The following is a 13,235-nucleotide window of genomic DNA, read 5'->3' on the forward strand; positions in this document are numbered from 1 at the left end:
CGGACGATCTGCCGTCGTGCGTCGTCAGACGTTCACGCCGTGCTTACGGAGATAGGCGACCGGGTCCATGTCCGAGCCGTACTCCGGGGTGGTACGGGCCTCGAAGTGCAGATGCGGGCCGGTGACGTTGCCGGTCGCGCCGGAGAGGGCGATGCGCTCCCCCGGAGTGACCTGCTGTCCGACCGACACCTCGATGGACGACAGGTGGCCGTACTGGGTGTACGTCCCGTCGGTCATCCGGATGACCACCTGGTTGCCGTAGGCCCCGCCCCACCCCGCCTCGACCACGGTGCCGGAGCCGACCGCGTGCACGGTGGTGCCGCTTGCCGCGTGGAAGTCGACGCCGGTGTGGCTGCCGGAGGACCACAGGGAGCTGCCGGCCTGGTATCCGGTGGAGACGTAGGAGCCGGTGATCGGGATCACGAAGGTGTTCAGGCGCTTGCGCTCGGCCTCGCGGGCGGCGCGCACGCGTGCCTCGCGCTCCTCCACGGCCTTCTTGGCGGCTGCCTGGCGGGCGGCCTCCTCGAAGGCGGCCTGCTTCTGCACGGCGACCTGGTCGTCGATCTGCTCGACGACGGCCTCACCGGCGGTGACGACGGGGATCAGCCCGGTCTGCTCGGGGGTGGGCTCGGCGGCGAAGGCCGGGGCGGCGGCGACGGTGGCCATCACACCGGTGGTGGTGAGCGCCGCGACGCCTGCCGCGCGGGTGGTGGTGCGCTGCATCCGGCTGGGCCGACGATGCTTCCCGGGGGCGCAGGTGAACGCCATGAAGTCAGCGGTGTCCTTTCCTTCCCTCTCGCCTACCGGGTTAGCTGACGGGTTCGGAGCAGGAAGGTCTCCTACGGACCCCCTCGCCTTCGCGCGGGCGTCCGATTCACCCCAGGGACTTCTGGGCCCCTCCGGCCGCGAAGACGGCGACAGGAGGGAGGGTCCCCGGCTCCCCTGGCTCGCGCCATGCGGGGACTCGGCGATGACTGTCCGCTGCCGCGGGTGCGGCGCAGTGCCTGACGAACAGCCCGGATGAAGCTAAACGGCGCGGGTTTCCCTGCTCAAACGAATCCCGGGTTTTGTAGCGCATCCCACAGCACAGACAGGCGACTCCCCCTCAATTCGGACACACGGGGAACTCAATTCCCTCACGTGGGGGCCCTGGTGACGCTCGCGTCGGCCAGGACCCCTGCACGCGCGGGCCGTTGCCCGGCTACTCCGCGGAGACGACCTTCACCTCGCCGATGCCGAGCGCCTCGACCGGTTCCCTGATCTGCGCCGCGTCGCCCACCAGGACCGTCACCAGCCGGTCCACCGGGAAGGCGTTGACGGCCGCCGCGGTGGCCTCCACCGTGCCCGTCGCCGCGAGCTGCTGGTACAGCGTCGCCTGGAAGTCGTCGGGCAGGTGCTGCTCCACCTGATCGGCGAGGGTGCCCGCCACGGCAGCGGCGGTCTCGAACTTCAGCGGTGCCACCCCGACCAGGTTCTGCACGGCGACGTCGCGCTCGGCGTCGGTGAGGCCGTCGGCGGCGAGGGTGCGCAGCACCTTCCACAGGTCGTCCAGCGCGGGACCGGTGTGGGGGGTGTCCACGGAGCCGCTGATGGCGAGCATCGCGGCGCCCGAGCCGTCCGGCGCGGACCGCAGGACCTGCCCGAAGGCGCGGACGCCGTAGGTGTAGCCCTTCTCCTCGCGCAGGACGCGGTCCAGGCGGGAGGTGAGGGTGCCGCCGAGGCAGTACGTGCCGAGCACCTGCGCGGGCCACACGCGATCGTGCCGGTCGGCGCCGATGCGGCCGATCAGCAGCTGTGTCTGGACGGCGCCGGGACGGTCCACGATGACGACCCGGCCGGTGTCGTCGGCGGTCACCGGCGGCACGGGCCGCGGCTCGGCCGAGGATCCCGTCCAGACGCCCAGGGTGTCGCTCAGGAGCGTCTCCAGGCCGGCTCCGGTGAGGTCGCCGACGACCACGGCGGTGGCCGTCGCCGGGCGGACGTGCCGGTCGTAGAAGGCGCGTACGGCGGCGGAGTCGATCTTCTCGACCGTCTCCGCGCTGCCCTGGCGCGGGCGCGACATGCGTGCGGTGGCCGGGAACAGCTCCTTGGAGAGCTCCTTGGCGGCGCGCCGGGCGGGGTTGGCCAGCTCGTGGGGGATCTCGTCCAGGCGGTTGCGGACGAGGCGCTCCACCTCGCTGTCGGCGAACGCGGGTGCGCGCAGGGCGTCGGCGAGCAGAGCGAGGCCCTTGGCCAGGCGGGAGGCCGGCACTTCGAGGCTGAGCCGGACGCCGGGGTGGTCGGCGTGCGCGTCCAGGGTGGCGCCGCAGCGCTCCAGCTCCGCGGCGAACTCCTCGGCCGAGTGCTTGTCGGTGCCCTCCGAGAAGGCGCGCGCCATGATCGTGGCGACGCCGTCGAGGCCGGCCGGTTCGGCGTCCAGGGGTGCGTCGAGGAGGATCTCCACGGCGACGACCTGCTGGCCGGGGCGGTGGCAGCGCAGGACGGTCAGGCCGTTGTCCAGCGTCTCGCGCTCGGGCGCCGGGAACGCCCACGGCTTGGCCTCGCCCGCCCGGGGCTGGGGGTGGAAGTCCATCGTGGCGAGCTCGGTCACCGGGCCGCCTCCTCGTTCTCGTCCTGGTCGGCGGGGGCTTCGGCGGCGGTCGGCTCATAGACGAGCACCGCACGGTTGTCGGGGCGCAGGCGGGCCTCGGCGACCTCCCGCACCTCCTCGGGCGTCACGTCCAGCACGCGCTGGACGGCGGTGAGGGCGAGCTGAGGGTCGCCGAACAGGACGGCGAAGCGGCACAGTTCGTCCGCGCGGCCGGCGACCGTGCCGAGCCGGTCGAGCCACTCGCGCTCCAACTGGGCCTGCGCGCGCTCCATTTCCTCGGTGGTGGGGCCCTCCTCGGCGAACCGGGCGAGCTCCTCGTCGATGGCGGTCTCGATGACGGGCACCTCGACGTCGCCGGACGTCTTCACGTCCAGCCAGCCCAGGGAGGGTGCGCCGGCCAGCCGCAGCAGGCCGAAGCCGGCTGCCACAGCCGTACGGTCGCGGCGCACCAGCCGGTTGTACAGGCGGGAGGACTCGCCGCCGCCGAGGACGGTGAGCGCCAGGTCCGCGGCGTCGCACGCGCGCGTGCCGTCCTGCGGCAGCCGGTAGGCGGCCATCAGGGCACGGGCCGGCACCTCCTCCTCGACGACCTCGCGGAGCTGCTCGCCGATGACGTCGGGCAGTCCGCCGTCATGGGGCGCGGGCTTGCCGTCGTGGCCGGGGATGGAACCGAAGTACTTCTCGACCCAGGCCAGGGTCTGCTCCGGGTCGATGTCGCCCACCACGGAGAGCACCGCGTTGTTGGGCGCGTAGTAAGTGCGGAAGAACGCGCGCGCGTCCTCCAGCGTCGCCGCGTCCAGGTCGGCCATCGAGCCGATCGGCGTGTGGTGGTACGGGTGGCCGTCCGGGTAGGCGAGAGCGGTCAGCTTCTCGAAGGCCGTGCCGTAGGGGACGTTGTCGTAGCGCTGACGGCGCTCGTTCTTGACGACGTCGCGCTGGTTCTCCATGGACTCGTCGTCGAGCGCCGTGAGCAGGGAGCCCATACGGTCGGCCTCCAGCCAGAGCGCGAGCTCCAGCTGGTGCGCGGGCATCGTCTCGAAGTAGTTGGTGCGCTCGAAGCTGGTGGTGCCGTTGAGCGATCCGCCCGCGCCCTGGACCATTTCGAAGTGCCCGTTGCCCTTGACCTGGCCGGAGCCCTGGAACATCAGGTGCTCGAAAAGGTGAGCAAGGCCGGTACGCCCCTTGACTTCGTGGCGTGAGCCCACGTCGTACCAGAGGCACACCGCCGCGACGGGGGTCAGGTGGTCCTCCGACAGCACCACGCGCAGGCCGTTGGCCAGGCGGTGCTCGGTCGCTGTCAGGCCCCCGGAGCCTGCCTGGGCTGTGGCCGTGTGACCCATGGGCATGTACGTCCCTTCCGATCGCGGACGCGGTCGTCGAAACCGCGGTTTTCCTGCCGGTCCTGCCACTGTATGCAAGCGTGCGGACGGTCGGCGAAGTTCCCGGGCGACGTACGCCGAGAGCGAGATCGCGTAGCCTGCGGGCAGCCGTGGAGGAGAAACCTCTGCGTGCGGGCCCGGGCGGCCGACGCCGGGTCCTCGCCCGCTCTGTCAGTGCCACGGTCCACAATGGTCCGCATCAGATCCCGTCACACGCCCCAGCAAGGAGCCGGCAGCGATGGCCCGCCGCAGCACGAAGACCCCGCCGCCCGACGACTCGTACGAGGAGCGCATCCTCGACATCGACGTCGTCGACGAGATGCAGGGCTCCTTCCTCGAGTACGCGTACTCGGTCATCTACTCCCGCGCCCTGCCGGACGCCCGTGACGGTCTGAAGCCGGTGCACCGCCGCATCGTCTACCAGATGAACGAGATGGGCCTGCGCCCGGAGCGCGGCTACGTCAAGTGCGCCCGTGTCGTCGGCGAGGTCATGGGCAAGCTGCACCCGCACGGCGACGCGTCGATCTACGACGCCCTGGTGCGGATGGCCCAGCCCTTCTCCATGCGGCTGCCGCTGGTCGACGGCCACGGCAACTTCGGCTCGCTGGGCAACGACGACCCGCCCGCCGCCATGCGGTACACGGAGTGCCGCCAGGCCGCTGCCACGAGCCTGATGACGGAGTCGATCGACGAGGACACGGTCGACTTCGCGCCCAACTACGACGGCCAGGAGCAGGAGCCGGTCGCGCTGCCCGCCGCCTTCCCGAACCTCCTGGTCAACGGCGCCTCCGGGATCGCGGTCGGCATGGCCACCAACATGCCGCCGCACAACCTGGGCGAGGTCGTCGCGGCAGCGCGTCATCTGATCCGCTACCCCGGCGCGGATCTCGACGCCCTGATGAAGTTCGTCCCGGGCCCCGACCTGCCCACCGGCGGCCGGATCGTCGGCCTCTCGGGCATCAGGGACGCCTACGAGAGCGGCCGCGGCACCTTCAAGATCCGCGCCACGGTGGCGGTGGAGACCGTCACGGCCCGCCGCAAGGGCCTGGTCGTCACCGAACTGCCCTTCACGGTGGGCCCCGAGAAGGTCATCGCCAAGATCAAGGACCTCGTCGGCTCGAAGAAGATCCAGGGCATCGCCGACGTCAAGGACCTCACCGACCGCGCGCACGGCCTGCGCCTGGTCATCGAGATCAAGAACGGCTTCGTGCCGGAGGCGGTCCTCGAGCAGCTCTACAAGCTGACGCCGATGGAGGAGTCCTTCGGCATCAACAACGTGGCACTGGTGGACGGCCAGCCGCTCACGCTGGGCCTGAAGGAACTGCTGGAGGTCTACCTCGACCACCGCTTCACCGTGGTGCGCCGGCGCAGCGAGTTCCGCCGCACCAAGCGCCGCGACCGGCTGCACCTGGTGGAAGGCCTGCTCACGGCGCTCGTCGACATCGACGAGGTGATCCGGCTGATCCGCTCCAGCGACAACAGCGCGCAGGCCAAGGAACGCCTGATGGAGCGCTTCTCGCTGTCGGAGATCCAGACGCAGTACATCCTGGACACACCGCTGCGCCGGCTGACCCGGTTCGACCGCATCGAGCTGGAGGCGGAGAAGGAAAGGCTCAACGAGGAGATCGCCGAGCTGACCCGGATCCTGGAGTCGGACGCGGAGCTGCGCAAGCTGGTCTCGGCCGAACTGGCCGCCGTGGCGAAGAAGTTCGGCACCGATCGCCGTACGGTGCTGCTGGAGTCCTCGGGCGCCACGGCCGCCGCCGTGCCCCTGCAGGTCGCCGACGACCCCTGCCGTGTGCTGCTGTCCTCCACCGGCCTGCTGGCCCGCACCGCGAACGCCGAGCCCTTCGCGGAGGACTCCGAGGACACGAACGGCAGGCGCACCAAGCACGATGTGATCGTCTCGGCCGTCCCGGCGACCGCGCGCGGGGAGATCGGCGCGGTCACCTCCTCGGGCCGCCTGCTGCGGATCAACGTCGTCGATCTGCCGCAGCTCCCCGACACGGCGTCGGTGCCGAACCTCTCGGGCGGCGCCCCGCTGACGGAGTTCGTCTCCCTGGAGGACAACGAGACGGTGATCTGTCTGACGACGCTCGACGAGTCGTCCCCCGGTCTGGCCATCGGCACGGAACAGGGCGTCGTCAAGCGCGTCGTGCCCGACTATCCGACCAACAAGGACGAGCTGGAGGTCATCGGCCTCCGGGACGGCGACCGGATCGTCGGCGCCGTCGAGCTGCGCACCGGTGAGGAGGACCTGGTCTTCATCACCGACGACGCCCAACTGCTGCGCTACCAGGCCGCACAGGTGCGGCCGCAGGGCCGGCCGGCGGGCGGTATGACGGGCATCAAGCTCACCGAGGGCGCGAAGGTGATCTCGTTCACGGCCGTGGACCCCGCGGCGGACGCGGTCGTCTTCACCATCGCGGGCTCGCGGGGAACCCTGGACGACTCGGTCCAGACGACCGCCAAGCTCACTCCCTTCGACCAGTATCCGCGCAAGGGCCGGGCCACCGGCGGTGTCCGCTGCCAGCGGTTCCTGAAGGGCGAGGACTGTCTGTCCTTGGCCTGGGCGGGCCCTGTCCCGGCCAAGGCGGCGCAGAAGAACGGCCTGCCGGCCGACCTCCCGGAGATCGACCCGCGCCGTGACGGCTCGGGCGTGTCGCTGCCGAAGACGGTGTCGGTGGTGGCGGGGCCGTTCTAGGTCCCGGCCCCTCCGGCCTGCTGGAACGCCGGGTCCCGGGGATCCGCGGACGGTCCGGATCCCCCGAGCTCCCCGGCGCCCTCGGGATCGCCCGGGTCCTCGCGGTCCTCGGGGTCCTCGGGGTCCTCGGGGTCCTGGACGTAGCGCAGGACGCCCCACATGTCGTGTTCGCCGGCAGGAGGGGCGTCGCTCACACAGGCCTCCAGCGCCCCGCCGAGGGCGGTGACGTCGATGCCGGAGCCGATGAGGACGAGCTGGGTGCGGCGGGGGTCGCCGGACGGCCAGGGCTCCGGGTGGAAGCGGAGGAAGCGCCCGACGGCATGCACGGCGTACCGGTTGGCCGGATCGTGCGGACCGAAGTCGACATACCCCTTGATCCGGTACAGCCCTTCCGCACGGCTGTCCAGGAACTCCATCAACCGCCGCGGCCCCATGGGCACTTCGGAGGTGAAGGAGAGACTGTCGTAGGCGGTGTGGAGATGGTCGGCATGCCCGTCCGCGCCGTGGTCGTGCACGTCGTCGAAGGTCAGCTGCCCGATGCGCTCCTCACTCGGCCTGCAGTCGAAGAGGAACTCGGGATCGATGCGGCCGTAGGTCGCGGGGACCACGGCGGCGCCGTCGGTCAGCGAGCGGACCAGCCCGAGGACCCGGCCGGCGTCGGGGGCGCGGTCGAGCTTGTTCACGACTGCCAGGTCGGCCAGGGCGAGGTGCCGGTCGATCTCGGGGTGCTTGACCCGGGTGTCGTCGAACTCGGCCGCGTCCACGACCTCCACGAGTCCGCCGTACACGATCCGCGGATGATCGCAGGCCAGTACCATCCGCACGAGTTCCTGCGGCTCGGCGAGACCGCTGGCCTCGATGACGACGACGTCGACGCCCACTGCCGGACGGGCGAGCCGCTCGAGGTAGACCTCCAGCTCACTGGCGTCGACGGCGCAGCACAGGCAGCCGTTGCCGAGGGAGACGGTGGAGTCGCCGAGCGCGCCGGCCACGGCCATGGCGTCGATCTCGACGGCGCCGAAGTCGTTGACGATCGCGCCGATCCGGCTGCCTCCGCTGCGGTGCAGGAGATGGTTGAGCAGGGTCGTCTTGCCGGAGCCGAGGAATCCGGCGAGTACGACGACCGGGATCTGCTGCGGACTGCGCCTGTGTGACACGTACGACCTCTCTTGCGCCTGCGCGTGCGCCGGTTCGCGGCCCGGCGCACCCACGAGGATGGACTGCGGCCCAGGATACGAGCCGCGGAGAACCCCACGGAGTCCACGCCTGCCGACCTCGTCCACCCCGCATTCCCGCACCGGGACCCGGGGTTGACGGCGCTCGGCCCGCGCCCGGACACCGTTGTCCACAGGCACGGAATCCACACCTGCGCCTGCGGATACGGTGACCCCCATGCGTGATCAGGAACCCGGCCCCGGCCACCCCGAACGACGGCTGAGCACCAGGGAGGCCGCCGAGCTGCTGGGGGTGAAACCCGACACCGTGTACGCGTACGTCAGCCGCGGACGGCTGAGCAGCAGGCGCACGCCCGGCGGCCGGGGCAGCACCTTCGACGCCCAGGAGGTCGAGGCTCTCGCTCGGCGCACCGGGCGCGAGGCCGCCGGGAGTCCGGGGACGGAACCGTCCGTGCGCACGCACCTCACGCTCATCGACGAGGATCGCTACTACTTCCGGGGCGTCGACGCGGTCGAGCTGACCGCCCGGCACTCCTACGAGGAGGTCGCGGAGTGGCTGTGGACGGGCCGGCTCCAGGCAGGGGCCGCCTTCACCGCGCCCGAGGCGTCGGTCGAGGCCGCACGCCGCGTCGTGGACGCACTGCCCGAACACACCGGCCCCGTCGACCGGTTGCGGGTGGCGGCCGTCGCCGCCGCGGCCGCGGACCCCCTGCGTTTCGACCTGTCCGAGGAAGCGGTGCTCGCCACCGCGCGCGTCCTGCTCCCCACCCTGGTCGCCGCCCTGCCTCCGAAGCGACCCACTCACCGCGACGGCGCCTCCCTCGCCGGCCGCCTGTGGGCGCGGCTCAGCGGGCTGCCCGCCGGGGAGGCGCAGTTGCACGTGCTCGACACGGCTCTGGGCCTGCTCGCCGACCACGATCTCGCCGCGTCGACGCTCGCGGTGCGCGTGGCCGCCTCGGCCCGCGCGCACGCCTACGCGGCCGTGTCTGCCGGCCTCGGCGTGATCGAGGGGCCGATGCACGGTGCCGCCGCCGGGCTCGCCCACCGCATGCTGCTCGACGTACTGGACCTCGGAAGCGCCGGGCCCGTGATCGCGCAGGAGCTACGGGCCGGCCGTCGCGTCCCCGGTCTCGGCCACCGCCTCTACCCCGGCGAGGACCCACGCGCGCGTGCCCTGTTCGCCCTCCTGGAGGAGATCCCCGAAGCCGCGCCCGCCCTCGCCGCGGCCCGGGACATCGTGGTCACCACCGCGCGCCACGTGCCGCTGCACGCCAACGTGGACCTGGCGCTCGCCGTGCTCACCGCGTCGAGCGGCATGCAGGCCTCGGCCGGCGAGACGATCTTCGCCGTCGCCCGCACGGCGGGCTGGATCGCGCACGCCCTGGAGGAGTACGGCGAACGCCCCCTGAGGATGCGCCCGAGCGGACGCTACGTGGGCCCGAGACCTCCACGACCGCTGCCGGAGTGAGGCCGGGCACGTCGACGAAAGGCCGGGGAGGTCGAGGAGAGGCCTGGCACGTCGACGAGAGGCCGGGGGCCGGGCACGCCGAGGGCCGGATTTCGACGGGGACTCCGCCATGATCTGCCGATCCGCCGGGCGCCCTGGTGGCAGCCTTCGCCACGAGGGCGACGCACCGCGCCCACGGGGAGTCTCCGCGTCACGGCGCACGCACGGGCACACGTACGCGTGCTCCCGCTGCCGCGATGGGCGGCCGCGCGACCGGGCCGACCGTCGTTTCCGAGCCGAGTCAGGTTAGGCTCACCTCTGTGAGTACGTGCGCGACCGTCTCGCGGGACCTCGACGAGCCCCTCTCCGGAACCGCGGCCACGGCGACCACCTGGCTGCTCCTGGAGCAGCCCGGCCCCTGGGGCGCCAGAGCGCTGGTCTCGAGCCACCTGGAGCCCTCCCTGGGCCGCGCCCTGGAGGCGGCCGCGGAGGGAACCGGGGTGCGTGTCGCGCTCATCCGGCGTCCCGGCCGCCACGCGGACTTCGGTGCTCCGGCGCTGCGACAGGTGTACGCGGCCCACACCGTCCCCGGACGGGTGTGGCTGCACGGTGCCACGACCCACGATCCGCGCCGGCTGCTGGACCTCGACTTCGCCGCGCTCGGCCGGGGCGACCACCGCACCTTCGACGACGCGCTGTGCGGCAGGCCCCATACCGGCGACCCGCTCGCGCTCGTCTGCACCAACGGCAGACGCGACCGCTGCTGCGCGCTCCTCGGCCGTCCGCTGGCCTCGCGACTGGCCGTCGCCGGGGTGCGGGGCGCCTGGGAGGTCACCCATCTGGGAGGCCACCGCTTCTCCCCCACCCTGCTCGTTCTGCCGCACGGATACGCGTACGGCCGCGTCGAGGCGCACACCGTCACGGAGGTCCTGCACGGTGTCCAGGAGGGCCGGGTCGTCCTGCAAGGGTGCCGGGGGCGATCCGCCTGGGAGCGGCCCGGCCAGGCGGCGGAGCTGGCGGTGCGCACGGCGACCGGTGAGGACGCGGCGGAGGCGCTGAGCGTCGTGCGGACCGCCGGGGACGCGCCGCGCTGGGAGGTGACCGTCGCCCACGCGGACGGACGCCACTGGGAGGTCGTGGTGGACCAGGGCGTCTCGTCGCCGCCCCGGCCGGAGAGCTGCGGAACGTCGGTCCTCGGTACGCCCGGGCGGATGGACGTCGTGGCGGTGCGGGAGCTGACGGGCGCGGCGTCGCGGGGCTGAGCGACCTCTGGACAGGGTTGTCCCGGTGCACGGCGGCAGCTGCCCGGCGGCCCGCCGTCCTCGCGCGGGTGCGGCCGAACCGTTTCCTCTTGAGCTGGTCAAGAGATCCACACCACCCGCCCCTGGGATCGTGCGGACCTGTCCGCGTACCGTCTTGGGCATGAGCCCCACTCCCCCCGCCCGTCGCCTGCGCCTCGGAATGCCACGGCGCATGTTCTCGCAGCTCCTGCTCATGCAGCTGGCGATCGCCGCGGGAGTGGTGGTGCTCGCCACCGGACTGTTCCTCGCGCCGCTCGGCAACCAGCTGGACGACCAGGCGATGCGCCGCGCGCTCGCCATCGCGCAGACCACCGCGGCGGTGCCGCAGATCGCCGAGGACCTCCAGCGTTCGCGGCCGACGGTCGGGGGGCCGGTGCAGCGGGAGGCCGAGCGGATCCGCAAGGCCAGCGGCGCCGAGTACGTCGTGGTGATGGACCTGCACGGCACCCGCTGGTCGCACCCCGCAGCCGAGCAGGTCGGCGGTCACGTCTCGACGGACCCCCGCCAGGCCCTGGGCGGCCGGGAGGTCATGGAGATCGACAGTGGCACCCTGGGCCGCTCGGCCCGCGGCAAGGTGCCCCTGCGCGACGGCAACGACAAGATCATCGGCGCGGTCTCGGTCGGCATCGAGTACGACAGCGTGCGCGCCCGTCTCATCCACGCGATCCCCGGCCTGTTCGCCTACGCCGGAGGCGCGCTCGCCGTGGGCGCGCTGGCGGCCTGGCTCATCTCCCGGCGGGTCCAGCGGCAGACCCGGGACCTGGCCTTCTCCGACATCTCCGCGCTGCTCGCCGAACGGGAGGCGATGCTGCACGGCATCCGGGAGGGAGTCGTGGCCCTGGACCGGGCCGGCCGCGTCCGCCTGCTCAACGACGAGGCACAGCGTCTTCTCGGCATCGGCGACGAGGCGGTGGGCGGGCTGCCCGACGAGGCACTCGGCGAGGGACGCACTGCGGACGTGCTGGCCGGCCGGGTCTCCGGCACGGACCTGATCGCCGTCCGGGGCCAGCGCGTCCTGGTCGTGAACCGCATGCCGACCGACGACGGGGGCGCCGTGGCCACTCTGCGCGACCGCACCGAGCTGGAGCAGCTCGGCCGGGAACTCGACTCGACGCACGGTCTCATCGACGCCCTTCGGGCCCAGGACCACGAGCACGCCAACCGCATGCACACGCTCCTGGGTCTGCTGGAACTCGAGATGTACGACGACGCCGTGGAGTTCGTCGGCGAGGTGGTCGGCGATCACCGGGCCACCGCGGAGCAGGTGACCGAGAAGATCGGGGATCCTCTGCTCGCCGCCCTGCTGGTGGGCAAGGCGACCGTCGCGGCCGAACGGGGCGTCGCCTTGTGGGTCTCCGACCGGACCCGGCTGCCCGACCGGCTGATCGACCCGCGCGGGCTGGTCACGGTCGTCGGCAACCTCGTGGACAACGCGCTCGACGCCGTCGCGGGCAAGCCGCACGCGCGCGTGGAGGTCGAACTGCGCGCCGAGGGCCGTACCGCCGTGCTGCGGGTGCGGGACACCGGCCCCGGCGTTCCGGCCGGGCAACACGAGTTGATCTTCACGGAGGGCTGGTCCACGAAGAAGCCGCCCGCGCACGGCAAGCGCGGGATCGGACTCTCCCTGGTGCGCAGGCTCGCGGAGCGGCAGGGCGGCGCCGCGACGGTGGGGGAAGCCGACGGCGGGGGCGCCGAGTTCACCGTCGTCCTGCCCGAGGCGCTGACCGAGCCCGGTCCGCAGCCGGGTCCACCCGGTCCGCGGCCCGGTCCGGCACCCGCCCTGGCCGCGCCGACGACAAGCGCCGCCGAGGAGGGGTCGCGATGATCGAGGTCCTGGTCGTGGACGACGACACCAGGGTGGCCCGGGTCAACGCCGCCTACGTCGAGAAGGTGCCCGGCTTCCATGTCGCGGGCGAGGCCCACAGCGCGGCCGAAGCGCTGCTCCGGCTGGCGACTCCGCCCCGCGTGGACCTCGTCCTGCTGGACCACTACCTGCCCGACGAGACGGGCCTCGAGGTCGTCAAGGAGATGCGCCGGCTCGGCCACCGCACCGACGTGATCATGGTGACCGCCGCGCGGGACGTCGGGACCGTGCAGGCCGCGATGCGCCAGGGCGCGCTGCAGTACCTGGTGAAGCCGTTCGCCTTCGCCGGTCTGCGGGCCAAGCTGGAGGCCTACGCGGATCTGCGCCGCACCCTGGACGGCGGCGGTGAGGCGGAGCAGGCCGACGTCGACCGGATCTTCGGCGCGTTGTCCGCCCCTTCGGAGCCCGGCTTGCCCAAGGGCCACTCCCCCACCACCGCCGCACTCGTACGCCAGTCGCTGATGAGCGCCGACGGCCCCCTGTCGGCCCAGGAGATCGCCGACCGGACCGGAGTGAGCCGACAGACCGCCCAGCGCTATCTGAAGCTTCTGGAGCGCACGGGGAGGGCCCGTCTGACCCTGAAGTACGGCGACGCGGGCCGCCCGGAACACCGTTACGTGTGGGCGACCCGCGTCTGAGGCACGGCCCTCGTGGCGGGGAAGGAAGGGTGGGGAAGGAACCGTGCCCTCCCAGAGCACGGTTCCTTCCCCGCCCCGGCGCCCCCGCGCCGCTCGGCCGCTCGGCGCTCCCGCTGTTCCGCCGGTCAGCCGCTCGA

The 13,235-nt window shown here is 72.6% G+C and carries 9 protein-coding genes and 1 riboswitch; of the genes, 5 read left to right on the plus strand and 4 right to left on the minus strand.

What is annotated here, in order from left to right:
- Positions 1-24: 24 nt before the first annotated feature.
- From IE239_RS17205 to IE239_RS17215, 3 genes are all read right to left on the minus strand, one after another.
- Complete coding sequence (locus IE239_RS17205) at positions 25-768, minus strand: M23 family metallopeptidase (protein WP_190150205.1); 744 nt, start codon at positions 766-768, stop codon at positions 25-27.
- A gap of 14 nt (positions 769-782) precedes the next feature.
- Positions 783-980: riboswitch (cyclic di-AMP (ydaO/yuaA leader) on the minus strand.
- A 221-nt stretch (positions 981-1,201) separates the two neighbouring features.
- Complete coding sequence (locus IE239_RS17210; RefSeq protein WP_190150206.1) at positions 1,202-2,590, minus strand: M16 family metallopeptidase; 1,389 nt, start codon at positions 2,588-2,590, stop codon at positions 1,202-1,204.
- Complete coding sequence (locus IE239_RS17215; protein ID WP_190150207.1) at positions 2,587-3,936, minus strand: M16 family metallopeptidase; 1,350 nt, start codon at positions 3,934-3,936, stop codon at positions 2,587-2,589. The genes IE239_RS17210 and IE239_RS17215 overlap by 4 nt, the downstream gene beginning before the upstream one ends.
- A 271-nt stretch (positions 3,937-4,207) precedes the next feature.
- Here IE239_RS17215 and IE239_RS17220 point away from each other — a divergent pair, with 271 nt between their 5' ends.
- Positions 4,208-6,673: a DNA gyrase/topoisomerase IV subunit A gene (locus tag IE239_RS17220; RefSeq protein ID WP_190150208.1), complete on the plus strand. Its 2,466-nt coding sequence runs from the start codon at positions 4,208-4,210 to the stop codon at positions 6,671-6,673.
- Here IE239_RS17220 and IE239_RS17225 read toward each other — a convergent pair.
- Complete coding sequence (locus tag IE239_RS17225) at positions 6,670-7,830, minus strand: CobW family GTP-binding protein (protein ID WP_190150209.1); 1,161 nt, start codon at positions 7,828-7,830, stop codon at positions 6,670-6,672. The two genes, IE239_RS17220 and IE239_RS17225, sit on opposite strands and share 4 nt — an antisense overlap.
- A gap of 235 nt (positions 7,831-8,065) precedes the next feature.
- On the opposite strand from IE239_RS17225, the gene IE239_RS17230 reads away from it, so the two are divergent.
- The 4 genes from IE239_RS17230 (at position 8,066) to IE239_RS17245 (ending at position 13,098) form a co-directional block, all read left to right on the plus strand.
- Positions 8,066-9,316, plus strand: a complete 1,251-nt coding sequence (locus tag IE239_RS17230) for a citrate/2-methylcitrate synthase (protein ID WP_190150210.1) — start codon at positions 8,066-8,068, stop codon at positions 9,314-9,316.
- 299 nt (positions 9,317-9,615) lie between these two features.
- Positions 9,616-10,557 carry a ferredoxin family protein gene (locus tag IE239_RS17235; protein ID WP_190150211.1) on the plus strand — a complete coding sequence of 314 codons (942 nt, stop codon included), beginning with the start codon at positions 9,616-9,618 and terminating at the stop codon, positions 10,555-10,557.
- Between the two features lie 160 nt (positions 10,558-10,717).
- Entirely contained in the window at positions 10,718-12,421 is a 1,704-nt protein-coding gene (locus IE239_RS17240; protein ID WP_190150212.1) for an ATP-binding protein, read from the plus strand.
- Positions 12,418-13,098, plus strand: coding sequence for a response regulator (locus IE239_RS17245; protein WP_190150213.1), 681 nt, complete (start codon positions 12,418-12,420; stop codon positions 13,096-13,098). The genes IE239_RS17240 and IE239_RS17245 overlap by 4 nt, the downstream gene beginning before the upstream one ends.
- Positions 13,099-13,235: the final 137 nt, after the last annotated feature.

It is taken from the genome of Streptomyces humidus (assembly GCF_014649655.1).
In the GTDB taxonomy this organism is placed as follows: Bacteria; Actinomycetota; Actinomycetes; order Streptomycetales; family Streptomycetaceae; genus Streptomyces; species Streptomyces humidus.

What these genes read in the sequence shown, in the direction of transcription:
- IE239_RS17205 (WP_190150205.1), bottom strand. Translation starts at nt 768, where the DNA reads ATGGCGTTCACCTGCGCCCCCGGGAAGCATCGTCGGCCCAGCCGGATG.
- IE239_RS17215 (WP_190150207.1), bottom strand. Translation starts at nt 3,936, where the DNA reads ATGCCCATGGGTCACACGGCCACAGCCCAGGCAGGCTCCGGGGGCCTG.
- IE239_RS17220 (WP_190150208.1), top strand. Translation starts at nt 4,208, where the DNA reads ATGGCCCGCCGCAGCACGAAGACCCCGCCGCCCGACGACTCGTACGAG.
- IE239_RS17230 (WP_190150210.1), top strand. Translation starts at nt 8,066, where the DNA reads ATGCGTGATCAGGAACCCGGCCCCGGCCACCCCGAACGACGGCTGAGC.
- IE239_RS17240 (WP_190150212.1), top strand. Translation starts at nt 10,718, where the DNA reads ATGAGCCCCACTCCCCCCGCCCGTCGCCTGCGCCTCGGAATGCCACGG.
- IE239_RS17245 (WP_190150213.1), top strand. Translation starts at nt 12,418, where the DNA reads ATGATCGAGGTCCTGGTCGTGGACGACGACACCAGGGTGGCCCGGGTC.